Source organism: Vicinamibacteria bacterium (assembly GCA_035570235.1).
Classification (GTDB): domain Bacteria; phylum Acidobacteriota; class Vicinamibacteria; order Fen-336; family Fen-336; genus DATMML01.
On record DATMML010000137.1, the window covers coordinates 50,855 to 76,474 of the forward strand.

Genomic DNA, 25,620 nt, shown 5'->3' on the forward strand with positions numbered 1-25,620 from the left:
CCTACTCCTTGGCGAAGACGGACTTGGGCACCATGCAGTGGACTCCCTTACGGATGTCCACGACCTGGGTGACGCGGCAGTCGGCGACCATGGAGGTCAGCGCGTAGGCCTCGTCGCGGCTCATGGGCACGAGCTTCTGGGAAGCCAGGAAGTCCACCGTGTTCCGCACCGCGATCTTCATGGCTTCGTTCAGGTCCTCGTCGAAGGCCATCAAGATCCAGTGGGTCTTCGTCTCCGCCCGCGGCCACTCGATCTTGAGGTCCTTCCGGACCACGGGTTGGATCTCGATCTCCTTGTAAGCGCACTCCAGGGCGGTGAGATTGACCTCACCATTGCCCTGCCGGCAGTGCGCGTCGCCGATCCAAATCAGCCCGCCCTTCTGGAAAACGGGCACAAAGAAGGACGAGCCGGCCTGCAGTTCGTTCAGATCCAGGTTGGAGCCGTTTTTCCAGGGCCGCAGCGTGCTCGTGCGCCCTTTGGCGTCGTGGATGGGCGGCCCTGCCCTCTCCTTCGGCTCGTTCGGGTCCACGCCCACGGCCACGATCCCCGGGAAAGGCTTGAGGTCGAGCATCACGCCGGGCTTGAATTCGGTCTGCATCTTGGCAAGGTCGAGCTTGTAGTAGCGAACGAAGCCGTCCGGAAACTCAGGGGCGAGCATGCCAATGGTGGGGAATTGCGCTCCCGGCAAGTGGAAATTGAACCCCGAGGGCTTGGGCGTGATCTTCCGGATCCGGATCTCGAGGGTATCGCCGGGCTCGGCGCCGTTGACGAAGATCGGCCCCGTCACCGAATGCGGGCCCCCGCCGGGATTGGCCAGGCGCAGGCGGACGATCTCCGCCATCGGCGTGTCGGGCTGTAGCTGGTCCAGCGAGTGGTAGAGCGTCTCCACCGAGACCGTGTCCCCGGAGTCGACCGTGAGCTTGGGCTTCTCGGTCGGATCCAGCCAGCCCCACTGCACGTTCTCCTTGGTCGCGGCCAGGACATGATGCTTGCCGCCCGGAGCCGCGGGCTGAGCCCCGCCGGGTCTGCCCACGGCCAGCACACCAACGAGGAGAGCTGACACCAGGACGAAGCGCCGCATCGCCGCCTCCTTGTTCAGAAGAATGGCGGATTCTAGCACGGGACCCCGGGCGGTCCCGGCGCGCGGGGCGGAGAGCGGGGCGTGGGCTAGGGCTCGACGGCGGGCAGGATGTACTCGGTCAGGATCTTGTCCGTTTGTTCGTGCATGCCCTTGGTGTTGTAGTTGGTGCTGGTGATCACGGCCGTGAGGTCCAGCGCCGGGATGGCGACCACTTTGTTGCCGCCGTTGCCGGCCATCATGTAGGCGGGGTATGCCTTGTCCCCCGACTTCAGCGACCGCAGCCACCACAGGTAGCCGTAGTTGGTCTCCTCGTCGATCCGGGCGTGGGGCTTCGTGGAGGCCCCGACCCAGGCCTCGGGCACGATGCGGGCGCCGTTCCAGACTCCGCGGTCAAGATAGAGCTGCACCAGCTTCAAGAGGTCGCGGCTCCGCAGGCGGAGGCCGCCTCCGGTCTGGGCGAGGCCCAGGGGGGAGAACGGCCACTCCGCGCGCTCTATGCCGAGCGGAGAGAAGAGGACCTTGTCCGCGAAGGCATTCACGGGCTGGCCGCTGGCGCGCGCGACCACCTGTCCGAGCGTGAAGACGCCGGCCGTGCAATAGCTGAAGCTGCGCCCAAAGGGGGAGTCCTTCGGCCCCTGTCCCGACATGAATCCCCGGATCGGGAGGTCGAGGGTGAACTGGAGCCAGTCCTCGATGAGGTACATTCGCTCCTCGTTCCCGCGGGAGAAATCGTTCCAGTCGTTGCACTCCAAAAGCGAACTCATGGTGAGCAGGTCCTCGACCGTGATCTGCTCCTTGCGGGGATCGGGGTTCTGGAGGGGGCGCTTGTCGGGGAAGAAGGGGAGGACGGGCTCCCCCACCCCCTTCAGGAGGCCCTTGTCGATGGCGATCCCCGCCAGCATTCCCGTCACCGTCTTGGTGGCGGACCTTGTGTTCTGGAGGGCGGTCGCGTTCGAGTCGACATACGCCTCGAAAGCCAGCTTTCCGTGGCGCGCGACCAGGACGCTCGTGATCTTCTTGAATCCCTCGGAGCGGATGGCGGCGTCCAGGGCCTGGAGACGGGAAGCGTTCAGCTTCAGGAGCCCCGGGTCCGCAGTGGCCCATCCGTCGTCCGCCCTCTCCGCCGGCCGGGCTTCCGCCTCGGGCGCCCAGAGATGAGACCCGAGCACGGCCACCGCCATCACACCGGGCAAAACGCGACTGACCCAGGCATTCATGAATCAGACCCCCTCGCCGGTCACGGCCCTCCGGGACGCGCCCGGTGGCGGATTGGACGCACCCGACGCTCAGAAGGTTACGGTTAAGACGAGGCCGGCGCCCGACCCCTGCGGGTCGAGCCCGGGGGCCAAACGGACGCGGGGCTTGCCCGGGAGGGGCTCGCCGTCCCGGCGAACGGCGGTGCGGCCCACGATGTAGCCAATCCCGGCCCCGGCCAGGACGTCGGAGAGGTGGTGCGCCCTGATCTCCATGCGCGACACGCCGATGAGCCCGGCCAAAAGGTAGCCCGGCACGCCCAGCTTCCAGCCGTAGTAGTGAGCGCCCACCGTGGCCCAGGCGAACGCGTTCGAGGTGTGTCCGGAGGGAAAGGAGAGCTTGTCGGAGCCGTCCGGCCGGGGGCGCTGCGTCGCATACTTGAGGGCGGTGGTGTAGGTGACGGCGACGAGGGTGACCTCGGCTATGTCGTAGGTCGCATCGCGGAAGCGCTGATCTCTGGCCAGACGGCCCGCGCCGAACAGCGCGGCCGCGAGCGGTCCGATGACGTAGGCCTGACCCAGCCGGTCGCCAGCGTTACCGAGCCATTGGGCTCGCCTTTGGGCCGCGAAGTAGTTCTGCACGTTGTTGTCGAAGAGGGCCCCCCCGCCGCTCACGCCCGCGCTCACCAGGAAGGGGACCAGGTTGTCGGAGGAGAAGACGCCCACCGTGTCGCGCCCGAAGTTCGCGAGGAAGCGCGCGCCGGTGCGGCGCCCGTCGTCGGGATGGGGCCGGTCGACGGCGGGGGAGGCCGCGGCCTCGGCGGGGCGGGCCGGGGCCTCGGGGGGCGCGGCCGGCGCCTCTTGGGCCCGGGCCCGGAAGGGGAGGGCCAGGGTGACCAGGGCGAAGGCGACTAGGGTCCGCTGCGGTCGGCCTGATCCCAACGGCACCTCCACGCCCGGGGCAAGGTGCCGATTATAGACGCCGACACTAGTCGCTTCCACCCCCTTGCTTGCGCAGGAAGGCGGGCACGTCCAGGTCCACCCTCCCTCCCGCCACCGCCGCCTTGGGGTTGTTGGGCGTCTTGCGGTAGAAGCTGCCCCCCGCCTCCGCCGAGGAGTGCGGCATCGCGGTCTGGGAGCCCATGTAGTTGGTGAGGTCCACGGGGGTGGGGACCGCTTTGCGCGGGCCGCGCGTGAAGCCGGTCGCGATCACCGTGACCTTGACCGCGTTGCCCATGGACTCGTCGGTCACGATCCCGTAAATGACGTTGGCCTCCGGGTCCGCGACCTTGGTGATGAGGGAGGTGGCTTCCGCCGCCTCCGCCAAGGAGAGATCGGAACCCCCCGTGATGTTGACGATGATGCCCTTGGCGCCCTCGATCGAGCTGTCCTCCAGGAGGGGGTTCGAGATCGCGCGCTGGGCGGCCTCCACCGCCCGGTTCTCGCCCTGGCCGATCCCGGTGCCCATCACGGCCTGGCCCATGCCCTTCATGACCGCGCGCACATCCGCGAAGTCCAGGTTGATCTGGCCAGGCACGGTGATGATGTCGCTGATCCCCTGCACCGCCTGCCGGAGGACGTCGTCGGCCACGCGGAAGGCCTCGGAGACGGGGGTGTTGCGGGCCACCGTCTGGAGGAGGCGGTCGTTGGGGATGGCGATCACGGAGTCGACGCATTCGCGCAGCTGGACCAGGCCATCCATGGCCTGGCTCATGCGCCGCTTCCCCTCCAGGCCGAAGGGAAGGGTCACCACCGCCACCGTGAGGACGCTGCCGGTCTCCCCCCCCAGCTGGCCGGCGATGGAGGCGACCACGGGGGCCGCACCCGTGCCCGTTCCCCCCCCGAGCCCGGTGGTGATGAAGACCATGTCCGCGCCCTCCAGGGCGTCGCAGATCTTCTCCGTGTCCTCCACCGCGGCCTGGCGGCCGATGTCAGGGTTGGCTCCCGCCCCCAGCCCCTTGGTGACCTTGGCCCCGATCTGGATCTTCACCGGAGCGCGGTTCGCGCGCAGGGCCTGGAGGTCGGTGTTCACGGCGATGAACTCGATCCCCTGGAGCCCGGAGGCGATCATGCGGGCGATCGCGTTGCCGCCTCCCCCCCCCACCCCCACCACCTTTATCCGGGCCCCGCTCATCTCCTCGTCCGCGAAGGTGATGCGGCCCGGCGCATCGTTATGCTTGGTCATAGCTCAAATCCCTTCCGAGCAACCGGTCATGAACCCGCAGCGCAGGCAGATCCGCTTGCAGTGATAGGCGACGACGAAGGCGCCACACATCTCGCAGGGCAGGTCTCCGGGGTCGCGCAGGGCGAAGCCCCCGCCCCGGCGGACGACCTCTCGGGAACGGCTCTCGGTGATGGGCACAGGCGGAAAGGCCGCGCCTTCGCTCTTGACGTCCATGGCCACCTCCTTGGTTCTGCCCGGCCGGCCCTCCTGGCCGGCCCGTCGCCTTCCCCCGGTCGTCCCGCGCTCGCGGGGCCGGGAAGATCCCCTCAGAAAAAGTCCGACAACCAGCCCATGAGGCGCCCGGTCACCTTGCCGAAGGTCCCCGTCGCCGCCTGTTGCCGCGTGGTCCCCAGGGCTCGGCCGGCCCGGTTGCGATATCCGCAAAGCACCAGCCCCACCGCGGTGGAGTAGACGGGGCTGGCCACCACGTCGACCAGGCCCCCGATCCCGGCCGGGGTGCCCCTCCGCACGGGCATGTCGAAGATCTGCTCCGCGATTTCCGGCATCCCTTCCAGGATGCTGCCCCCCCCCGTGAGCACGACCCCGCTGTTCAGGCTGCGGTCGAAGCCGGCCCTCCTGATCTCGGTGAGGACGAGCTGGCAGATCTCCTCCGCCCGGGCCTGGACCACGTCCCCTAGCACCTGGCGGGCCATGATCCGGGGCTTGCGGCCCCCCACGCTCGGCACCTCGATCGAGTCCTCCTCCGGGACCATGGAGGTGAGAGCGCAGCCGTGCTTCTTCTTGATCTTCTCCGCCTCGTTGACGGGGGTGCGCAGGGCCACCGCCACGTCGTTGGTGAAGTGCTCGCCCCCCACCTGCAGGACCGCGGTGTGCCAGAGCGAGCCCTTCTCGAAGATGGCGAGGTCGGTGGTGCCGCCCCCGATGTCCACCAGGGCCACCCCCAGCTCCTTCTCGTCGGGGGTGAGGCAGGCCTCCGCGGCCGAGATCTGGGTGAGGACGGTGTCGATCACCTCCAGCCCGGCCCGGTTCACGCAGGTCACGGTGTTCTGGGCGGCGGTGGAGGAGCAGGTGATGATGTGGACGTTGACCTCCAGCCGGGTCCCGGTCATGCCCGTGGGGTCCCCGATGCCGTCCTGGTCGTCCACCACGAACTCCTGGGGCAGCACGTGGAGGATCTCGCGGTCCAGGGGAATGGAGACGGCCTTGGCCGCCTCGATGGCCCGGTGCACGTCCTCCCGCTCGATGACCCGGTTCTTGCTGGAGACCGCGATCACCCCCCGGGAATTGAAGCCGCGGATGTGGGTCCCCGCGATCCCCACGTAGGCGGAGCCGATCTCCACCCCCGCCATGAGCTCCGCCTCCTCGAGGACGCGCTTGATGGAGTCCACGGTGGCCTCGAGGTTGATGACCACCCCTTTGCGAAGGCCCTTGGACTCCGTCTGGCCGATTCCGATCACGTCCAGGCGGCCCTCTTCCGTGATCTCGGCCACGATGGCGCAGATCTTGTGGGTCCCGATGTCCAGGCCCACGATGTAACGGTCCTTTTTCTTGGCCAAAGCTAGTTCCCTCTCTCCCTTGGGCGTGCCTTCGCCGCCCGGGGGGGCGGTCCCCCGGCGGCCGGAACGGGGGGGACGGTTTCCAGGGGCCGCGCATAAATGCGGCCGCGGAAGCGCAGGTCGAATGCGGCGGTCCCGGGGGCCCTCTCCGCGAGGTCCCGCCGGAGACCGAGAAAAGTGAGGAAGCGCCGGCGGTAGGGCGGGGACCCCATGAGCAGCACCTCGCCCGCCCCCTTGAGCACGACCCTCATGTCCCCCGCGCCGTCCACGAACACCTCCGACACCTCCGCGGAGAGCTCTCCGAGGTCGCGCAGCAGGGTCCCCGCCCGCTGCGCGCGTTCCCGACGGTCCTCGCCCTCCACCCCGCCCAGGCCGCGCACGATGGGGAGGTCGAAAGCGGCGGTGCGGGGACCGTAGACGTCGATGAGGGCGCCGTCGCCGTCCATGAGGTAGAGCCGCTCCACCTCCGCCAGGGCCAGGGGGACCCGCTCGCGGATCTCCACCTTGAGGGTGTCGGGCAGGGTGCGGCCGACGGTGGCGTCGGCCACCCAGGGCGAGGCGCGCAGCCGGGTCTTCAGGGCCTCGATGTTGAGGCCGAGGATGTTCTCCCCCACCGCGGGGCCGAGCAGCTCGCGCACCTCCCCCTCGGAGAGGAAGTGGCTCCCCCGGACTTCCACCCGGCCCACGCGCAGCCGCTCGCTGGCCATCACCTTGGCGTAGCCCGTCCAGAGGGCGGCTAGGGTGACGAGAAGGGCGGCCAGAAGCTGCAGGATCAGGATGGCGCGGGCCGTGAAGCCCCGCCGGGTGCGCCGCACCCGCGTCCTGGTCCGGGGACGGAGGAAGGGCGGGTCATCCGCGGGGCCCAAGGGGACGGGGTTCAAGGGAAGATCGGCCATGGCCTCCAGGGGAAGCTCGAAGGGCAGGCCGCGCCTAGCCATGGCGGGGCCTCCAGACCTTGACCTCGAGCTCGAGGTTGACGCCCGCCTCCCGCTCCACCCTCTCGTGGACGACCTCGAGAAGAGCGAGCACGTCCGCCGCGCGCGCGTTCTGGTCGTTGACCACGAAGTTCGCGTGCCGCGGGCTCAGGACCGCCCCCCCCTTGCGGGTGCCCTTGAGGCCCAGGGCATCGATGATCTTGCCCGCGTGGCCCCCGGGCGGGTTCTTGAATACGCAGCCCGCGTTGCGCCCGCCGGGCTGGCTCTCCGTACGCTGCCGCGTGAGCTCCCGGGTCTCCTTCTCCAGAAGCGCGGGGTCCTCCGGGGAGAGCCGCACGGTCAGGGAGGCCACCGCGGAGCCCTCGGGGATGGAGGACCCGCGGTAGTGGAAGCGCCAGCCCTCGGGGGGCCGGGCGGGGGAGCCGTCCTCGTCGTAGACCAGGATCTCCTTGAGGACGTCGCTGATCGAGAAGCCGTAAGCCCCCGCGTTCATGACCGCGGCCCCCCCGATCGAGCCCGGGATGCCGACCGCGCTCTCCAGGCCCCGCCATCCGGCGCGGCAGCACTGGACCACGGTGAAGATCACGCCCGCCCCCGCCGCCGCCGTCACCTCTCCGTTCTCTCCGATCTCCACCCGACGCATCTCCTCGGTGTTCACGATCAGCTCGTCCAGGCCCTCGTCCACCACCACCAGGTTCGATCCCCCGCCCAGGATGCGGTGGGGCACGGCGAGCTCGCCGCGGAGGGCCAGGGTTTTCCGGAGCTCCTCGGGCGAGCGGGGAAAAGCCATCACCGCCGCCGGACCGCCCACCCCCATGGAGGTGTGGCGGGAGAAGGGCTCCTGCTCGCGGAAGGGCACCCCCGCCTCCGCGAGCGCCGGCGTCACGCGGGGATCCATGCGCTCACGCCCCCTGCCTCCGCAGCAGCTCTTCCCCCGCCGACCACACGCTTCCCGCCCCCAGGGTCAGGACCACGTCCCCCGCCCGCGCTTCCGCGGCCAGCCGCTCGGTGGCCGCCTTCAGGTCCCCCGCGTAAACGGCATGGCGGTGGCCCCGCTCCGCGATGGCCTGGGCCAGGGCCTCGGCCGTGATCCCTGGGATCTCCTCCTCCCCCGCCCCATAGACATCGGTCAAGAGGAGGGCGTCCGCCAGGTGGAAGGCGCGGCAGAAGTCGTCCCAGAGGGCCTGGGTGCGGGTGAAGCGGTGGGGCTGGAAGAGCACGAGCGTCCGCCGCGACCCCGCCCGGAGGCGCAGGGTCTCGAGGGTGGCGCGGATCTCCGTGGGGTGGTGGCCGTAGTCGTCCACGACCGTGATGCCGCCCGCCTCGCCCCGCACCTGGAAGCGCCGGTCGACACCCGTGAAGCCCTCCAGAGCCGCGCGTACTTTTTCGAAGGGGACGCCGAGGTCGGAGCCGACCGCCACCGCGGCCAGCGAGTTCTGGGCGTTGTGGGCCCCTGGCACCGCGAGCCGGATCGGCCCCAGGGCCTGGCCCCCGAGGGTGGCGGTGTAGGCGGAGCCCTCGGGGCCCACCTTGAGATCGCGGGCGGAAACGTGGGCCTGGGGGGAGAGTCCGTAGGTGAGGACCCGGCGCTCCACCCGGGGCAGGATGTCCTGCACGGGCCCGTCGTCCAGGCAGAGCACGGCTACCCCGTAGAAGGGGACCTTGTTCACGAAGCCGATGAAGGCCTCCTGGAGATCGCTGAGGTCCCGATAGACGTCGAGGTGCTCGCGGTCGATGTTGGTCACGACCGCCACCGTTGGCGAGAGCTTGAGGAAGGAGCGGTCGGACTCGTCGGCCTCCGCCACCACGAAGTCGCCCTTGCCCAGCCGGGCCCCCGAGCCGAGCACGCCCAGCCGTCCCCCCAGGACCACGGTGGGGTCGAGGCCGCCCCGGTCGAGGACGAGGGCCACCATCGAGGTGGTGGTGGTCTTGCCGTGGCTCCCCGCCACCACCACTCCGTACTTGAGCCGCATCAGTTCGGCCAGCATCTCCGCCCGCGGGATGACAGGAACGCCCACCCGCCGCGCCTCCAGCACCTCCGGGTTGTCGCTGCGGACGGCGGTGGAGGTGACCACCACGTGGGCCCCCTTCAGGTGGGCGGCGTCGTGGCCGACGGCGACCCGCGCTCCCAGCGCGGCCAGCCGGTCGGTGATCGCGGAGCGCCGGAGGTCGGACCCGGTCACGGTGTAGCCGAGGTTGAGCAGCACCTCCGCAATCCCGCTCATGCCCGAGCCCCCGATCCCCACGAAGTGGATGTGCTGGATCCTCCTAAGCACTCTCGGCTCCCGCCGGGAAAGAGGGAGACACCCGCCCGCGCGCGCCGGCCGGGCCCAGGAGCCCGGAGCTCCCTCTCCCGCGTCCTCGTCCCTCGCTCATGCCAAGCCATCTAGCAGGTCCGCCACCCGGGCGGCCGCGTCCGGCCGACCGCGGCGGCGCGCCGCCTCCTCCATGGCCTCGATCGTCCCCGGGCTCTCGAGCAGTCCCCTTAGGGCGCGGGCCAGGGCCTCCCCCGAGAGCTCCCCCTCCTCCATCACCGCCGCCGCCCCCGCCGCCTGGAGGGCGCGGGCGTTCTCCCGCTGGTGGTCGCCGGCGGCACGCGCGAAGGGGACGAGGAGGGCGGCCTTCCCCGCGGCCAGGAGCTCGGCGCAGGTCGTAGCCCCGCTCCGCGCGAGCACGAGGTCCGCCTCCTGGAGCCGGCGCTCCATGTCGTCCACGAAGGCCAGCACCTCGTCCGGTCGCCCCGCGGCGCGGTAGCCGGCCAGGACCTCCCCCCGCATGGCCTCCCCCGTCTGGTGGACGAGACGGAGCCGCTCCGACCCCGGCAGGTGGGGCAGGGCGGCCAGGAGCGCGCGGTTCAGGACGGCCGACCCCTGGCTCCCCCCGAAGGCGAGGACCGTGAAGGGGGGCGCGTGGCGCCGGGGCGGGCGCGGCGCGAAGCCCGCCCGCACCGGGTTGCCGGTGATCACGCCCTTCCCCCCGAACTCGCGACGGGCCTCCTCCCACGCGCAGGCCACCCGCGTCACCAGCGGGCGCAGGACGCGGTTGGTGAAGCCCGGCTTCGCGTTGGGCTCGAGGATCACCGTGCGCACTCCCAGGAGAGCCGCGGCCAGCACGACCGGCCCCCCCGCGTACCCGCCCACCCCGAGGACGGCCGCGGGGCGGAGGCGCCGGACGAGGGCCGCGGAGCGCAGCAGGCCGTAGGGCAGGGCGAGCAGGCCCCGCAGGAAGGGAAAGAGACCCACGCGGTTGAGGGGCAGGATGGGCAGGAGCACGAGCTCGTGGCCGGCCGCGGGCACGAGGCGGGTCTCGAGCCCACGGGGCGTTCCCGCAAAGACGATCCGGGTCTGGGGCGAGCGGCGGGAAAGCTCCGCCGCCACCGCGATCCCGGGGAAGAGGTGGCCCCCGGTGCCGCCCGCCGCGATGAGTATCGTCCGCGCCATTCAGTCCGCATGTTGAGACACGTTCAGAACCAGCCCCACCGCGAGGAGGGTGAACACGAGCGACGAGCCCCCCGCGCTGATGAAGGGCAGGGGGATCCCCTTGGTGGGGAGGAGGCCCAGCACCACGCTGATGTTGATGAAGCCCTGGAGCACGATCCCCACCGTGAGGCCCGCGGCCAGGAAGGTCCCGAAGGCGTCGGGGGCCTTCCAGGCCGCGCGCAGCCCCCGCCACAGCACGAGCACGAAGGCCATCACCACCGCCGCCGCCCCCAGCAGGCCGAGCTCTTCCCCGATCACCGCGTAGATGAAATCGCTGTACGGATAGGGAAGGTAGAACAGCTTCTGGCGCCCCTCCATGAGGCCCACTCCGGTCACACCCCCCGTGCCCACCGCGATCAGGCTCTGGATGATCTGGTAGCCGGTGCCGCGGGCGTCGGACCAGGGGTTCAGGAAGGCCTCGATGCGGTCGCGGCGGTAGGCGGCGCCCATGACCAGGTGGTAGAGGAGCCCCAGCCCGGGCACGGCTAGGGCCGCGAAGTAGCGGAGCCGGACCCCAGCCAGGAAGAGCATCACTCCACCGGTCAGGACAAGGGTGGCCGCGCTCCCCAGGTCGGGCTGGATGTAGACGAGGAAGGCGAACCAGCCCAGGAGGAGAAGAGCGGGGAAGAGCGCGGGCAGGAACTCGTTCACCCGCTCTCCCCGCCGTTCGATGTGGTAGGCCAGGAAGAGGATGACGGCCAGCTTGGCCATCTCCGCGGGCTGGAAGGACAGGCTCCCCAGGCGGATCCAGCGGTGGGTCTCGTTCACGGGGCGCAGGAAGAGGACCAGGATCAGGAGGAGCGTAGTGCCTGCCACCACCGTGTAGACGACGGTCGGCCGGCGAAGCTTGCGGTAGTCGATGCGCAGGGCCGCCACCATGACCGCGAGGCCGAGGGTGGCCCACACCACCTGCTTGAACAGGAAGTAGTAGGCGCTGCCATGCCGCTCCTGGGCGAGGGCGGAGGACGCGCTCCACACCATGACCAGGCCGAGCCCGAGGAGGGCGGCGGTCACGGCAAAGAGGGTGAGGTCGGAGGAGAGCTTCTTAGCCATCTTCCGAGGGCCCCCTTCCGCCCGCCCCCTCCCGCGCGGCCAGCCGACCCACCTCCTCCTTGAACTGTCGCCCGCGGTCGGCGTAGTCCGTGAACATGTCGAAGGAAGAGCACGCCGGGGCCAGGAGAACGGTGTCTCCGGGGCGGGCGGCCCTAAAGGCCAGCTCCACCGCCTCGACCAGGCTGGCGCAGGGAACGACGGGCACGCTCCCCCCCAGGGCGGACACGATGCGTTCCCGCGCCTCGCCGATGGCCAGGACGCGCTTGCCCCGCTCGCGCAGCCCGGGCCCGAGCTCGGCGAAGTCCCCCCCCTTGTAGCGGCCGCCCAGGATCATCAGCACCGGTCCGGAGAAGGCCTCCAGGCTCCGGCGCGCCGCGTCCACGTTGGTGGCCTTCGAGTCGTTGAAGAAGTCCACGCCCCGGACGGTGGCCACGGGCTCGAGCACGTGCTCGAGGCCGAGGAAGCCGGTTACGGCCCGGGTGATGGCCTCGGGGCTCGCCCCCATGAGGCGGGCGGCGGCCGCGGCGGCCAGGAGGTCGGCCATGAGGTGCGCCCCGCGCAGACGGACCGCGGACCGGGGGAAGAGAGTCTCCGCGACCCCTCCACGGGCGAGGCGCGCCTCGCCCCCGGCGAAAAACGCGGCGTCCGGTCGACCCACGGCGGAGGCAGGCTCGTTCCGGGGATGGAAGGGCAGCACCCTCGCTCGGCCCTTCTTGGCCAGGCCGAGGACCGCCGCATCGTCCGCGTTCACCACCGCCCAGTCCTCCGCCGTCTGCTTGGCGAAGATCCTCGCCTTGGCCTCCGCGTAGGCCTCGAACGACGGGTGCCGATCCAGGTGATCGGGGGAGATGTTCAGGAAGACGGCCACCCGGGGGCGGAAGCTTTCGACCCCTTCCAGCTGGAAGCTCGAGACCTCGACCGCAAACACGGTGTCCGCGGTCGAGCCCTCCACGAGGCCGATCAAGGCCTCCCCGATGTTGCCGCCCACCCTCACGTCGCCCCCCGCTTCCTTCAGCATCGCCCCCAGGGCAGCGGTGGTCGTGGATTTCCCCTTGGTCCCGGTCACCGCCGCTACCCGCCCCTGGAGGTGGCGGAAGGCGAGCTCCACCTCTCCGATCACGGGCACCCCTGCGGCCCGGGCGGTTCGGAGCGCGGACGCCTCCCAGGGCACCCCCGGAGACACCACCACTTGGGCGGCCCCCGCGAATGTTTCCGGGTGGTGGCCACCCAGCTCCAGGCGCACGCCCCGGGCCGCGAGCCTCACGGCCTCCGCCGGAAGCTGCCCCGCCTCACGGAGGTCCGTAGCCACCACCGCCTCCCCCCGCCGCGCGAGGAACTCCGCGGCCGCGATACCCGACCGCGCCAGCCCGACCACCACGATGGGTTTCCCCTCCACAGCCATGGCGTCCTCATGCCGTCGTGCTTCTCATTCAATTCACCTCAGCTTGAGCGTGGTGAGACTGAAGAGGGCGAAGACGAAAGCGGCGATCCAGAACCGGATGACGATCTGGGGCTCCTTCCAGCCCACGAGCTCGAAGTGGTGGTGCAGGGGCGACATGCGGAAGATGCGCTTTCCCACCAGCTTGAAGGAGGCCACCTGCAGGATCACGGAGAGACCCTCGATGACGAAGAGCCCGCCCACCGAGAAGAGCAGGAGCTCCTGCTTGATCAGGATGGCCACCGTGCCCAGGGCCCCGCCCAGGGAGAGGCTGCCCACGTCGCCCATGAAGACCTGGGCGGGATAGCAGTTCCACCAGAGGAAGCCCATGGAGGCCCCCACCATGGCCCCGCAGAAGACGGTCACCTCCCCCGCTCCCGGCTGGTAGAGGAGGTCGAGATAGCTCGAGAACACGCGGTGGCCGGTCACATAGGCGAGGACGGTGAAGGCGGCGGCCGCGATCAGGGTGGAGCCGATGGCTAGGCCGTCCAGCCCGTCCGTGAGGTTCACGCAGTTGCTGGCCGCCACCACCACGAGCACCGCAAAGAGGATGTAGAAGGCGGAGAGGTCGGGCATCACGGTCTTGAAGAAGGGGAAGACCACTCGCGTCGAGTACGAGGTGGGATCCACGCGCGCGAGCACGAAGAGCACGACCCCCAAGACCAGGCCGACCGCGATCTGCCCATGGAGCTTGCGGCGAGGGGAGAGGCCCAGGCTCTGCTTCTTCACGACTTTGACGTAGTCGTCCCAAAAGCCGATGGCCCCGAAGGCGAGCGTGGACAGGACCAGGATCCAGATGTTGCGGTTGGTGAGGTCGCCCCAGAGGAGGCTGGGCACGAGGATGCCGGACAGGATGAGGACGCCGCCCATGGTGGGGGTGCCGGCCTTGGCCTTGTGGGCCTGCGGCCCCTCCTCCCGGATGGGCTGTCCGACCTGCAGCCGCCGCAGGCGCTCGATCGCCCACGGCCCGAGGGCGAGGACCAGGAAGAGCGCGGTCAGGCTGGCCACCGCGGTGCGGAAGGTGATGTAGCGGATCACGTTCAGGGCCGTGACCTGGTGGCGGAAGGCGTAGAGGAGGTGGAAGAGCATTACTCACGGACCTCTCCGTAGCGGGCCAGGAGAGCCTCCACCACCGACTCCAGGGAGACGCCGCGCGAGCCCTTCACGAGCACCGCGTCCCCGGGCCGCACGAGCTCAGGGACGGCGGCCGCGGCAGCGGCCGCGTCCGGGAAGGCGTGGAGGGCACTCGGTGCCATCCCCCCCCGTTTCGCACCCTCCAGGAAGTGGAGGGCGAGGGGCCCCACCGCGGCCAGGACCTCCGTCCTCTCCGCCAGCCGCTCGCCCGCCTCGCGGTGGAACTCGGGGCCCCGCGGACCGAGCTCCCGCATGTCGCCCAGGATGAAGACCCGCCGGCCGCCCCCCGCCGAGGCCATGGCCTGAGCGGCGGCCGCGAGCGCCTCCGGGTTCGAGTTGTAGGAGTCATCCAGCAGGGTGATCCCGCCCGCGAGGCGGCGGATCTCCCCGCGGTGCGGGGCGGCGACAAGATGCGTGGCCGCCGCGGCCAGGGCCTGGGGCTCGATCCCGCGGGCGTGGGCCACCGCGGCCGCGGCCAGGAAGTTCATGACGGAGTGGAAGCCGGCCAAGGGGAGGGCCACGTCCACCGTCTGGCCCCCCACCTTGAGGTCGAAGCGCATCCCGAACGCGCTGGCGCGCGCGTTTTCGGCGAACACGTGGTGGCGGGGGTCGCGGCCAAACCAGACCACGCGCCCGCCCCACTCCTCGCCCGCCCGGCGCACCCGCGGATCGTCGCCGTTCAGGACCGCGAGCCCTCCCGGGACCAGGCCCGCGAAGACCTCGGCCTTGGCCCGGGCGATCTCGTCGACGGAGGCGAAGAACTCGAGGTGGACGGGGGCCACGTTGGTGAGGACCGCGATGTCGGGACGCGCGACGAGGGAGAGCGCCTTGAGCTCGCCCTTGGCCGACATCCCGAGCTCGAGCACGGCCGCGGTGTGCTCGGGGCGAAGGCGGAAGAGGGTCAGGGGCAGGCCGAACTGGTTGTTCAGGTTGCCCTCCGTCTTGAGGACGGGGCCGGCGGTGGCGAGGAGGGCGGCCGTCATGTCCTTGGTGGTGGTCTTTCCCATGGAGCCGGTGATGGCCACGACCGGCAGGTCGGCGAGCCGGCGCACGTGAGAGGCCAGATCGGAGAGGGCGCGGGTGGTGTCCGCCACGCGCAGCAGGGTGAGCCCGCCCGGAGCCTCCACCGTCCGCTCCACCACCGCCGCCGCCGCCCCCCGCCCCGCCGCCTCGGCCAGGAACGCGTGGCCGTCGAAGCGGGGGCCGGCTATGGCGAAGAAGAGCTCTCCCCGGGCGAGGGTGCGGGAGTCGATGGAGACGCCGCTGAAAGAGACCCCCGCCCGGCCCCGGACCTCGCCGCGGACCGCCTCCGCCGCCTCCTCGATCGCGAACGTGGCCGGGACGCTCAGGACATGCCTCATTTCTTGCCGCCGCGGACGGCCAGCCGGTTCAGCATGTCGCGGGCCACCTGCCGGTCGTCGAAAGGCACGGTGCGGTCACGCAGGACCTGGTAGCCCTCGTGGCCTTTGCCCGCGATCACCACCGCCGACCCCTCGCGGCCCATCTCCAGGGCCTTGGCGATGGCCTCCCGCCGGTCCACGATGGTGTGGGTGGCGGCCCCCCGCCCCGCCGGCATCCCGCGCTTGATCTCTTCGACGATGGCCTCCGGGGGCTCGCTGCGCGGGTTGTCGGAGGTCACGATCACGACGTCGGAGAGACGCGCCGCCACCGCCCCCATGAGGGGGCGCTTGGTGCGGTCCCGGTCCCCGCCGCAGCCGAAGACAGTGATGAGGCGCCGGGGGGAAAGCTCGCGCACCGTCTCCAGCAGGTTCTTGAGGGCGTCGTCGGTGTGGGCGTAGTCGACGATCACGGTGAAATCCTGGCCGGCGTCGACGCGCTCCAGCCGGCCGGGGACTCCGGGGAGGGAGGCGAAGCCGCGGAGGGCGGCCTCCGCGGGCAGGCCCAGGGCAAGGGCAGCCCCTAGGGCGGCCAGCAGGTTCTGCACGTTGAAGCGTCCGAGCAGGGGCGAGCCCACCTCCAGGACGCCCACCGGGGTCTTGGCCCGGAACCGGGTCCCGGCTAGGGAGAGGGTTATCCCCTCCGCGCGGAGGTCGGCGGGGCGGGATAGGGAATAGGTCCAGACCCGCCCCCTGGCCACCCGGGCCAGGTCCGCGCCGCGGTCGTCGTCGGCGTTCAGGATGGCGTGTCCGTCCTCCCGCAGCAGCGTGTCGAAGAGGAGGCGCTTGGCCGCGAAGTAGCGTTCCATGTCGCCGTGGAAGTCCAGGTGGTCGCGGGTGAGGTTGGTGAACACGGCCACCTTGAAGGGGCAGCCGTCCACGCGGTGCAAGGCCAGGGAATGGGAGGACACCTCGAGCACGGCGCGGCGGCAGCCCGCCTCCACGATCTCCCGGAACAGGGCTTGCAGGTCCGAGGACTCGGGGGTGGTCCGCGAGGCCTCGACCTGGCGGGACCCGAGCCGGTACTCGATCGTGCCCAGAAGCCCCACCGTCTCCCCCGCCGCCCGCAGGGCGGCGTCGATCAGGTAGGTGGTGGTGGTCTTTCCGTTGGTGCCCGTAACTCCCACCAGGTCCAGTTGCTGGGCGGGATCCCCGAAGACCGCCGCCGCCAGCGCGGCCAGGGCCACCCGGGCGTCTGCCACCCGGATCCAGGGCCCCCCGGGGATGGGCGGGGCTTCGGAAACGACGGCCAGGGCTCCCTTCTTGCGCGCGGCCTCCACAAACGCGTTGCCGTCCGTGACCATCCCGTGGATGGCCACGAACAGGGACCCCGGCCCGACCCGGCGCGAATCGTGGGTGACCCCCGTCACGACCAGGCGAGGGTCCCCGTGGTACTCGGCCCCCGGCAGCCGAAGGAGGAGGTCACCGAGGGTCACGGCCGCACCTTGGCCGGCCCCTCGCTCGGGTCGCCATCCCGTCGGAGCGTAAGCACACACGTATAGCCAGCTTCAATCTCCGTGCCCGGCTCCGGGCTCTGGCCCACCACCCGTCCCGAGCCCTTGAGCTCCACGATCAGGCCCCGCCGGGCGGCGGCGATGGCGGCCTCGCGCGCCGACCGGCCACGCAGGTCCGGCATGAGCCCGGGCTCGCCCTCGGCGCGCGGGCCGGGAGCAGGCTCCGTCCGGTAAGCGACGGGGACCACGTCCTCCCGGGGATAGGCCAGGGCGTGCAGGACCCGGTTGGCGTCGTCCGGGGGGACGGCCAGGTGGCGCAGGGCCTGCTCGGCCACGCGCGCGAACACGGGAGCGGCCACGTCGCCCCCCTGGTTCTTGGTCCCCCGCGGGGAGTCGAGCGAGACCAGGATCACGAGGGCGGGCCGGGCGGCGGGAACGAAGCCTACGAACGAGGCCACGTGGTCCTGCATCGAGTAGTGGCCGGAGGCCTCCACCTTCTGGGCCGTGCCCGTCTTCCCCGCCACCTGGTAGCCGGGCACGGCCGCGTTCCGGCCCGTCCCCTCCCGGACCACCGCCTTCAGGATCTCGGTCAGGGTGAAGACGCTGTCGGGCTCCAAGACCCGGCGCACCGCCACCGGCTTGAACACCTTGAGCGGGCGTCCCGCGCTGTCCTCCACCTGGCGCACCACCAGCGGCCTCATGAGGTAACCCCCGTTGGCCACCGCCCCCGCCGCCATGGCCATTTGCAGGGCGGTCACCCCCACCTCCTGGCCGAAGGAGAGGGAGGCGAGTGAGATCGCGCTCCACTTCGAAGGGGGGCGGAGGAGCCCGCTCGACTCCCCGGGCAGATCCACCCCCGTCGTGGTCCCGAAGCCGAAGTCCCTGAGGTAGCGGTTGAAGTTCTCCCGCCCCACCCGCTGCGCCACACGGATCATGCCGATGTCGCTGGACTTGGCCACCGCGTCCTTGAAGCTCAGCTTGTCGAAGACCGCATGGTCGTTGATGCGCGTCCCCGCGATCTCGATCGAGCCGTTGCCGCAGTCCAGGATCTCGTCCGGCTCCACCACCTTCTCCTGGATGCCGGCGGCGGCGGTGACGATCTTGAACATGCTGCCGGGCTCGTAGGCATCGGCCACCGCCCGGTTCCGCCAGTGCGAGCTGGGATAGGCGGCGAAGCGGTTGGGGTTGAAGGTGGGACGGTTGGCGAGGGCCAGGATCTCCCCCGCGAAGGGCTCGAGCACGATCACCACCCCCGAGAGGGCCTGGGTCTCGGCCATGGCCCGGTCCAGCTCCCGCTCCGCCGCATACTGGATGGACTCGTCGAGGGTGAGGGTCACGGTGGCCCCGTCCGTGGACGGCTTCTCCGTCTCCCCCACCGGCCGGCGGCGGGCGTCGGTGTGGACCACCACCTTGGCCGCGCGGCCCCGGATCACGTCCTCGAAGGCGTACTCGATGCCGCTCATCCCCGTGTTGTCGAGGCCCACGTAGCCGAGGACCTGGCTGGCCAGCTCGCGCTTGGGGTAGTAGCGGCGGTTCTCGGTCAGGAAGCCGATGCCGTCCAGCTGCAGCTCGCGCACGGAGCGCGCGGTCGTGGGGTCCACCTTGCGCTTGACCCAGATGAAGGCCCGGTTGCGCTGGAGCTGGAGGGTCAGGTCCTTGCGGCCGGCCGCGTCCATGCCGAACGCGCGGGCGAGGGCGGAGGCGGTCTGGCCAAGATCGGCGATGTCCTGGGGGACGGCGTAGAGCGACTCCGCGTCGACGGACACGGCCAGGGTCTTGCCGTTGCGGTCCAGGATGGGGCCCCGGCGGGGGTCGAGGTTGATGGTGCGCTCGCTCTGGCGGGCGCTCTGTTTCTCGAAGACCCGCCGTTGCAGGACCTGGAGGTGGAAGAGGCGCACGCCGATCACGACCGCCCACAAGGAGACGGAGAGGGCCAGGAGCATGAGGCGCAGCCGGGTCAGTCGCTCCCGCGAGGGGGCGGGCCCGGGTTCAGGCGGCGCCAGGGGGCGATCCATGGGCTCCTAGTTCGGCTCCGCCCGCTCCGGACCACGCCCCGGAGAGGGCACGGGCGGGCGCGGGCCGCGCTCGCGGGTTGCGGCTTCGGGGGGGAGGGCGGTCTCGCTCGGCCCCGTCCCCTTGCCCCCCGCGACCCGCGCCGCCCCCGCCACCGGCCGCGCGGTCTCGACCACGATGGACCGCTCGGGAGGGGGAGGGGCGAGGCCGAGATCGCGGACCGCGATCGTCTCCACGCGCCGGAGGTTCTCGAGGGCCGCCTTTTCCAGGCGCAGTTTGCGGTTCTCCTCGAGGAGGCGCTCGCGCTCCCGCGAGGACTGCTCGGCGGCGACCCCCGCTTGCTTGAGCTTCAGCGCGGGCCAGGCGTAGAGCACGAGGCCGCCCACCAGGACGCCCACGAGCAGGAGCAGCCAGCCGATGTCCCGGCTGGCGCGGGGGTCCACCTGTCGCACCACCTGCGAGTTGTCGATGGCCTTGCCGATGAGGACCACGCCGCTGTCCAGGCCCTCGTCCCTCACGCCGCCGCCCGCTCGATGGCGCGCAGCCGGGCGCTGCGGGCCCGTGGGTTGTCGCGGACCTCCTCCGCGCTCGGGCGGAGGGGTCGCCGGGTCAGGGCGTTAAAGCCCTGGGTGAGGAGGGCCCGAAAGGTCACCTTGACCTCACGATCCTCCAGGCTGTGGAAGGCGATCACGACCATCCGCCCCCCGGGGGCGAGACAAGAAGCCAGCGCCTCGAGGGTCGAGCCGAGGGCCTCGAGCTCGCGGTTCACACGGATGCGGAGGGCCTGGAAGGTGCGGGTGGCGGGGTGGAGGCCGGGCCGGCGGCTCCGGCCCGCGGAGCGGCGCACGATCTCGGCCAGGGCGGTGGTGGTCGCGATGCGGGAAACGCGGCGCGCCTCCACGATGGCGCGGGCGATCCGCCGCGATGCGGGCTCCTCCCCGTAGCGGTAGATGAGGTCCGCCAGCTCGCGCTCGGGCATCCGGTTCACCACCTCCGCCGCCGTCTCCCCCCGGCTCCGATCCATGCGCATGTCGAGGGGCCCCGCAGCTTGGAAGCTGAACCCCCGCTCCGGCGCGTCGAGCTGCGCGGAGCTGATCCCGAGGTCGAGGAGGATGCCGGCCGCCCTCTCGCCGCCGAGGAGGGTGGGGATCTCGCGGTAGTCCGTGTGCACGAGGCGCGCGCGCGAGGCGAACGGCAGGAGGGCGGCGCGCGCCCTCTCCAGGGTCTCCCCATCGTGGTCGACGCCGAGGAGGCGCCCGTCGGGCGCGCTCCGCCGCAGAAGCTCGACCGCGTGTCCGCCCAGGCCCACCGTCCCGTCCACGTAGAGGCCTCCCCGCCTCACGGCCAGCAGCTCCAGGCTCTCGGCCAGGAGGACCGGCCGATGGTCCACCACATCAGATCCCGAACTCCGAAAGGGCCTTCCCGTCGTCGTCGGTGAAGGGCTCCTTCTTGAAGCGCTCCAGGAGGCGCTTCTGGTTCCATACTTCCATGTAAGTGTGCGCCCCGAGCACGCTCACCTCGCCCACCATGGCCGCGGACTCGCGCAGGAGCTGGGGCAGGAGCACGCGACCCTGCTTGTCCAGGGCCACGACCTGACCGAAGTAGTTGACGCGGTCCAGGAAGCGAAGCTTCGAGGGATTGGTGGAGGGAACCGCGGCCAGCTTCCGCTCGATCTCCAGCCAGACCGCCATCGGATACAGCCGCACGTACTCCCCGGTCACGCTGGTCACGAACAGCTCGGGCCCGTACTGCGACTCCACGAGCGTGCGGAAGCCGTTCGGCACCTTGAGGCGGCCCTTGTCGTCGATGCGTGCCGGATGATTACCCCGGAGCATCTCCCCCCACGCGCGTTTGAAGTGTCACGCCGCCCCGCGAACCGCACGGGGGACGACACCTATCTCGAAAGGTCGCCGGCCTGCCCAAACGGGGGCAGTTCGACCACTTCCTTCCACAAAAATCCACCAGGAGTCTAGATCCCGGACAGGGGCCTGTCAAGGCGAAAATGAACTAGCGGTTGGGTTTCCCCTGTGGATGCGTCGGCCGGGAGGGCCCCTCCCCAGGGGTAGGGGGCGCGGGAGGCAGCGGCCACTGCAGGTCGAGGGACACGTCGTCGAGCAGCCGCTCCGAGTCCTTCAGGAACGAGGCCCAAGCGTCGGGCCTCCACACCTCGAATCGGTTCAGGACACCCACCACGACCACTTCGCGCAGGAGGCCCGTGGCCACGCGCAGCGTGGGGGGCAGCAGGATCCGTCCCTGCCCGTCGAGCTCGCAGTCCGCGGCCCGACTGGTCAGGAGGCGGGTCAGGGCCTTGACGGGACGGCTGAAGGCGGGCAGGGCCCCGAGCTGCACCTCGAGGCGTGCCCACTCGGCCGGGGGGTAGGCGGCCAGGCATTCGTCGAGGAGCGTGACCACCACGACGGCGGCCCCTTGAGCGGCGAGCACCCGGCGGAAGGGAGCGGGGACGGGCAGTCTCCCCTTCGGATCCATCTTGTGGCGATAAGTCCCTTTGAACACAGGAGTCTGAGAGTATTCCACACTTTCTTCCACTTTTCCACATTCTCTCCCGCCCGCCCCCGGGAACCGCTTCGCAGGTTCTTGCTATCATTCGCGGCCCGTCTCCGACCCATGCCACGACGCTCCTCTCAAACGCCCCCCGGAGCTGCCGCTTACCTCGCGGCGCGGACCCGCTTCGGCATCAAGTTCGGCTTGGACACCATCCGCGCCCTCGTCAGGGCCATGGGCCACCCCGAGCGGCGCTACCCCACGCTGCTCATCGCGGGGACCAACGGAAAGGGTTCGGTGGCGGCTTATTCCGACTTCGCCCTCCGGGCCTCCGGGCTTCAGGTGGGACGCTACACCTCACCGCACCTCGTGCGCGTGAACGAGCGGATCGTCGTGGGAGGGCGGGAGATCTCGGACCGGGACCTGGAGATGGCCGTGGGGCGCGTCCGGGAGACGGCCGAGGCCCTGGTGCGGGACCGCGTGATCGCCGCCCACCCCACCCATTTTGAAGTCCTCACCGCCGCCGCCTTCGAGCATTTCCGCCGCTCGCGCGTGGAAGTCGCGGTGCTGGAGGTCGGGATGGGAGGACGCCTCGACGCCACCAACGTCGCGGCGCCTCTCGCCTCCGCCATCGTGAACGTCGACCTCGACCACCAGGCTTACCTAGGGACGACGCTCGCCGCCATCGCGGGAGAGAAGGCGGGCGTCTTGCGGCGCGGCCGCGTCACCGTCCTGGGCCCCCTCCCTCCCCAAGCCCGAGGGGCGGTGCTTCGCCGGGCCCGCGCGCTTCGTGCTCGTCTCGTGGATGCGCGGGCGGGTTGCGTGATGGCGACGCGGGGCGAGCGCCTCGACCTGCGCACTCCCCGGGGCCAATATCGCGGCCTGCGGCCGTTGCCCGGAGCCCATCAGCGCGACAACCTGCTGGTGGCGATCCGTCTCCTGGAGGAGGCCCAGGCGGCGGGTCTTCCCCTGGACCTGTCCCGCCTGGGCGCGGGGATCTCACGCACGCGCTGGCGGGGACGCCTGGAGTGGATACCCGGTCGCCCCCCCCTGCTGCTCGACGGCGCCCACAACCCGGCCGGGGGGCGGGCCCTGGCCGAGTATCTCCGGACCCGGCGCCCCTTCGTCCTCCTCTTCGGCGTGATGGCGGACAAGGACGTAGCCGAGCTGGCGCGCATCCTGTTTCCCCTCGCGCGGGCGGTGGTCCTGACCCAGCCCCGGGGGGGGAGGGCGGCGAGCCCGGAGGAGATCGCGCGGCGGGCGGGGGCGTGGGGGGCGCGCGCGCACCGGGAGGCCGTGCCCGGCCGCGCCCTCGACCTCGCCCGGGGCCTGGCCACGCGGGGGGCACCCGTGGTGGTGGCGGGCAGCCTGTTTCTCCTGGGCGAGGTGATCGCGATCCTGAAGAAGGAACGCCGTGCGCGGCCAGGCTAGGCTCGGGTGGTCGAACGGGTCGCGGGCGCCCTCAAGCCTTCTTGGAGAGACGCCCCTTCTGTCCGCCCGGGCCCTCGAGCGACGCCAGCGCCTGCACGGCCTTCGGGTGCCCGGGGTGTAGCTCGAGCGCCTTCCGGTAGGTCGCGGCCGCGCGGCCCACAAGGCCACTCGCACGATAGATGCTCCCCAGCACCACGTACGCGTCCACGTAGGCGGGATTCTCGCGGAGCGCGCCCTGAAGAACCTCCTCCGCCCGCTTCAGCCACTTCGGGTTCTTCATGTAGGCCTGAGCGAGAGCCACCTTGGCCCGCACCCGGGGCGCCCCCTCCACGCGTCGAATCGCCGACTCCAGCAGTTGGATGGCGTCCCAGAACTTCTCTTCCTTCAGCAGCCGCTCCGCTTGACGGATGGAATCCATTGACGCTTCGAGTTCCATGACCGGGTCGATGGTCGGCGGTGGATCCGGGGCCGGGGGAGGCGGCGGGGGGGAGGGAGCGGCCGGGGCCGGAGCCGCCGCGGCCGGAGCCACCGGGGCCGGAGGGGCCGGCGCGAGACGGGGCCTTCTGGCGTCGAAAGCGGCTTCGTATTTCGAGCGCGTGAGGGGATCGCGCAGCGTCTCATACGCCTCGGAAAGGCGGAAGAAGACGGCCTCGCGTTTCTCCCGGATGTCCGCGAGCGAAGGATCCCGGCAAGCGTCCGGGTGGAGGAGTCGGGCGAACTGGCCGTAGGCCTCCCTGATCTGCGTCTCGTTCGCGGTGCGCGAGACCCCCAGCACCTCGAAGTAGTCCTTCTGACGGAGGCCCTCGTAAACCTCGAGGACGATCTTCCGAATCTCTTCCGGCTGGCGCCCCTCAACCCGTCGCACCTCTTCCGACGGCGTCTTGGCCGTCGGGGGGGGCGGTGTGGGCGGGGCCATGGGCGCCGCCGGGCGTGCGGCCGCGGGGGGGGGCGTCGGGGGCCCGGTCGCCCCCTCCCGGCGAGCCGGCGTGCGCGTGGGGGCGGCCGGTGAGGTAGGAGGAGCGGTGGGGAGGTAGTCCACGGTCCCCGTGCAGACCAGGCCAAAGAGGCTCCGCTCGGTGTCCTCCGGAGGAAGGGGGATCAGGCTCACCACCTCGCGGGCACTCAGGGTTCCGTCGATCCGGGACAGTATGAACCCGTCTGTGGGGGTGAGCGTGATCCGCTGGGAGCGGAGGAGGGGGTCGCGGGAGAGGATCAGGATCCGGTTCATGTCGCCCAGGCCCTGGCGCACGAGGGCGGGATCCTGGACCCTGCGCGTGGCTTCCAGGATTACCTCGCCCGTAGAGAGCTGCGACACGAGCTCCGCCTCCACCGCGCTGTCGGAGAGCTCCTCGAAGGCCTGGGTGCCATCCGCACGGCTGAGAACGTTGAAGAGGATCTCGCGCACATGCATTCCGACCGCCTCTTCGAGCCGCCCGCGTTCCAGCAGCCCAAGGTCGGAAAGCACGGCCCCCAGCCGCTTCCGCTCGCGGAGCACGATGGCAATAGCCCGGTCCAGGTTGGCCTGGCTCAAGAGGCCGTAGCGGACGAGCACGTCCCCCAAGTGTTCGCCCTCCACGTCGCTCGTCCCGTGGACGATCTGCCCCTTCACGATCCGAAGGCTGCGCCGCTCGCGGCCCCGGTCGTGGGCGAAATGAAGGTGGCCCGATTTGGAGCCCACATAGATCTCGCGCATGAGGCGGAAGAGGCCGCTCACGTCGGGGGGACGCGACGCCTCCTTGGTCAGGGAGATCGTAGGGGGGGTCTGGAGGAGTGGCCCGCCCAGGTTGCTGGTGGCCGCGGGCATGTCGGGAGCATCGAACAAGGGAGGCAGGGAAACCGTTTCCGCCGGGGCGGCCGCGGACGTGAGCCCGTGGCTCCCCTGAAAAAGCCGGAGGGCCACCGCGAACTCGGCTGCGGTGTATCGCTCCTCCGCGTTACGGGACAGGGCCTTCGCGAGGATGGGCCGCAGCCCCTCGTGCTCGGAGCCGGCCGGGATCGCGAGCTCCGGTTTGTCGTGGGCGATCCGATAGAGGGTGGACATGATGTTCTCGGCGTCGAACGGTCGGCGTCCGGTCACGAGCTCGCAGAGCATGCAGCCGACGCTGAAAATGTCGCTCCTCCCGTCCAGACGACCCCCGAGCACTTGCTCCGGGGACATATAGTTCGCGGTGCCCACGACCACGCCGGTGCTGGTCATGCTCGTGGAGGTGACGCGGGCCACGCCGAAGTCCATGATCTTCGCCGTGCCATCCTCTTTGAGGAAGATGTTGGCGGGCTTGATGTCCCGGTGCACGATCCCGACCTTGTGGGCGTGGCCCAGGCCCTCCAGCACCTGAAGGATGATGGAGATCTTCGCGGACAGGGAGGGCTGCGGCCTCTGGCGCATGACGTTCAGCAGGTCATGACCCTTCAGCAGCTCCATGACGATGTAGGGGGAGCCGTCGGTGTGGTAGCCGAGATCGAACACCGTGACCACGTTGGGGTGCATCATCCGCGCCACCGCCCGGGCCTCGCGCTCGAAGCGGAGCTTGTGCTCAGGGTCGTCGGCGATCTGGGGAAGCATGACCTTCAGGGCCACGTCGCGCTCGAGGAAGGAGTCATGGGCGTGGTAGACCGCGCCCATCGCTCCCTTGCCTAGGAACTTGACGATGTCGTATTTCCCGACCCGGCCCTGAAGCTCGGCGGTCGGCTCGCGGACAGCCCTGTCCTCGTTTCGGTCACCCACGGCGCAAACCCCCCCGTCTGCTATGAGCGTACACGATTCGTGCC

General features: G+C 70.8%; 22 protein-coding genes. 1 reads left to right on the forward strand and 21 read right to left on the reverse strand.

Annotation, left to right across the window (positions count from 1 at the left end):
- Position 1: 1 nt before the first annotated feature.
- The 20 genes from VN461_23745 to mraZ form a co-directional block, all read right to left on the reverse strand.
- Entirely contained in the window at positions 2 to 1,081 is a 1,080-nt protein-coding gene (locus VN461_23745) for an acetamidase/formamidase family protein (GenBank protein HXB57795.1), read from the reverse strand.
- Between the two features lie 86 nt (positions 1,082 to 1,167).
- Positions 1,168 to 2,298 (reverse strand): serine hydrolase, encoded by a 1,131-nt coding sequence (locus tag VN461_23750; GenBank protein ID HXB57796.1) that lies wholly within the window; start codon positions 2,296 to 2,298, stop codon positions 1,168 to 1,170.
- Between the two features lie 69 nt (positions 2,299 to 2,367).
- Positions 2,368 to 3,216 (reverse strand): phosphatase PAP2 family protein, encoded by an 849-nt coding sequence (locus VN461_23755; GenBank protein ID HXB57797.1) that lies wholly within the window; start codon positions 3,214 to 3,216, stop codon positions 2,368 to 2,370.
- 46 nt (positions 3,217 to 3,262) lie between these two features.
- Positions 3,263 to 4,459 (reverse strand): cell division protein FtsZ, encoded by a 1,197-nt coding sequence (gene ftsZ, locus VN461_23760; GenBank protein ID HXB57798.1) that lies wholly within the window; start codon positions 4,457 to 4,459, stop codon positions 3,263 to 3,265.
- A 3-nt stretch (positions 4,460 to 4,462) separates the two neighbouring features.
- Positions 4,463 to 4,672: a hypothetical protein gene (locus tag VN461_23765; GenBank protein ID HXB57799.1), complete on the reverse strand. Its 210-nt coding sequence runs from the start codon at positions 4,670 to 4,672 to the stop codon at positions 4,463 to 4,465.
- Between the two features lie 92 nt (positions 4,673 to 4,764).
- Entirely contained in the window at positions 4,765 to 6,015 is a 1,251-nt protein-coding gene (ftsA, locus tag VN461_23770) for a cell division protein FtsA (GenBank protein ID HXB57800.1), read from the reverse strand.
- A gap of 2 nt (positions 6,016 to 6,017) precedes the next feature.
- Positions 6,018 to 6,953, reverse strand: coding sequence for an FtsQ-type POTRA domain-containing protein (locus tag VN461_23775; GenBank protein ID HXB57801.1), 936 nt, complete (start codon positions 6,951 to 6,953; stop codon positions 6,018 to 6,020).
- Complete coding sequence (gene murB / locus VN461_23780; protein ID HXB57802.1) at positions 6,946 to 7,848, reverse strand: UDP-N-acetylmuramate dehydrogenase; 903 nt, start codon at positions 7,846 to 7,848, stop codon at positions 6,946 to 6,948. The genes VN461_23775 and murB overlap by 8 nt, the downstream gene beginning before the upstream one ends.
- A gap of 4 nt (positions 7,849 to 7,852) precedes the next feature.
- Positions 7,853 to 9,226, reverse strand: a complete 1,374-nt coding sequence (gene murC / locus VN461_23785) for a UDP-N-acetylmuramate--L-alanine ligase (protein ID HXB57803.1) — start codon at positions 9,224 to 9,226, stop codon at positions 7,853 to 7,855.
- A 96-nt stretch (positions 9,227 to 9,322) separates the two neighbouring features.
- Positions 9,323 to 10,390 (reverse strand): undecaprenyldiphospho-muramoylpentapeptide beta-N-acetylglucosaminyltransferase, encoded by a 1,068-nt coding sequence (murG, locus tag VN461_23790; GenBank protein ID HXB57804.1) that lies wholly within the window; start codon positions 10,388 to 10,390, stop codon positions 9,323 to 9,325.
- Positions 10,391 to 11,482 carry a putative lipid II flippase FtsW gene (ftsW, locus tag VN461_23795; GenBank protein ID HXB57805.1) on the reverse strand — a complete coding sequence of 364 codons (1,092 nt, stop codon included), beginning with the start codon at positions 11,480 to 11,482 and terminating at the stop codon, positions 10,391 to 10,393. It abuts the gene before it with no gap.
- Positions 11,475 to 12,884 (reverse strand): UDP-N-acetylmuramoyl-L-alanine--D-glutamate ligase, encoded by a 1,410-nt coding sequence (gene murD / locus VN461_23800; protein HXB57806.1) that lies wholly within the window; start codon positions 12,882 to 12,884, stop codon positions 11,475 to 11,477. The genes ftsW and murD overlap by 8 nt, the downstream gene beginning before the upstream one ends.
- Before the next feature lie 33 nt (positions 12,885 to 12,917).
- The gene (mraY, locus tag VN461_23805; GenBank protein ID HXB57807.1) at positions 12,918 to 14,009 is read right to left on the reverse strand and encodes a phospho-N-acetylmuramoyl-pentapeptide-transferase; all 1,092 of its coding nucleotides are present in this window, start codon (positions 14,007 to 14,009) and stop codon (positions 12,918 to 12,920) included.
- Entirely contained in the window at positions 14,009 to 15,415 is a 1,407-nt protein-coding gene (gene murF, locus VN461_23810; GenBank protein HXB57808.1) for a UDP-N-acetylmuramoyl-tripeptide--D-alanyl-D-alanine ligase, read from the reverse strand. Before murF ends, mraY begins: the two co-directional genes overlap by 1 nt.
- A complete protein-coding gene (locus tag VN461_23815) occupies positions 15,412 to 16,887 on the reverse strand; it encodes a UDP-N-acetylmuramoyl-L-alanyl-D-glutamate--2,6-diaminopimelate ligase (GenBank protein HXB57809.1) in 1,476 nt (491 codons plus the stop codon). Before VN461_23815 ends, murF begins: the two co-directional genes overlap by 4 nt.
- The gene (locus tag VN461_23820) at positions 16,884 to 18,920 is read right to left on the reverse strand and encodes a penicillin-binding transpeptidase domain-containing protein (protein HXB57810.1); all 2,037 of its coding nucleotides are present in this window, start codon (positions 18,918 to 18,920) and stop codon (positions 16,884 to 16,886) included. The genes VN461_23815 and VN461_23820 overlap by 4 nt, the downstream gene beginning before the upstream one ends.
- 6 nt (positions 18,921 to 18,926) lie before the next feature.
- Positions 18,927 to 19,436 (reverse strand): cell division protein FtsL, encoded by a 510-nt coding sequence (locus VN461_23825; protein ID HXB57811.1) that lies wholly within the window; start codon positions 19,434 to 19,436, stop codon positions 18,927 to 18,929.
- Entirely contained in the window at positions 19,433 to 20,308 is an 876-nt protein-coding gene (gene rsmH, locus VN461_23830) for a 16S rRNA (cytosine(1402)-N(4))-methyltransferase RsmH (GenBank protein HXB57812.1), read from the reverse strand. The genes VN461_23825 and rsmH overlap by 4 nt, the downstream gene beginning before the upstream one ends.
- Positions 20,309 to 20,312: 4 nt before the next feature.
- Positions 20,313 to 20,753 (reverse strand): division/cell wall cluster transcriptional repressor MraZ, encoded by a 441-nt coding sequence (locus VN461_23835; GenBank protein HXB57813.1) that lies wholly within the window; start codon positions 20,751 to 20,753, stop codon positions 20,313 to 20,315.
- A gap of 172 nt (positions 20,754 to 20,925) precedes the next feature.
- Positions 20,926 to 21,453, reverse strand: a complete 528-nt coding sequence (gene mraZ, locus VN461_23840) for a division/cell wall cluster transcriptional repressor MraZ (protein ID HXB57814.1) — start codon at positions 21,451 to 21,453, stop codon at positions 20,926 to 20,928.
- A gap of 90 nt (positions 21,454 to 21,543) precedes the next feature.
- Between mraZ and VN461_23845 the strand changes: the two genes are divergently transcribed.
- Entirely contained in the window at positions 21,544 to 22,851 is a 1,308-nt protein-coding gene (locus tag VN461_23845) for a folylpolyglutamate synthase/dihydrofolate synthase family protein (GenBank protein ID HXB57815.1), read from the forward strand.
- A gap of 31 nt (positions 22,852 to 22,882) precedes the next feature.
- Here VN461_23845 and VN461_23850 read toward each other — a convergent pair whose 3' ends face one another.
- Complete coding sequence (locus VN461_23850; GenBank protein ID HXB57816.1) at positions 22,883 to 25,576, reverse strand: protein kinase; 2,694 nt, start codon at positions 25,574 to 25,576, stop codon at positions 22,883 to 22,885.
- Between the last annotated feature and the right edge of the window lie 44 nt (positions 25,577 to 25,620).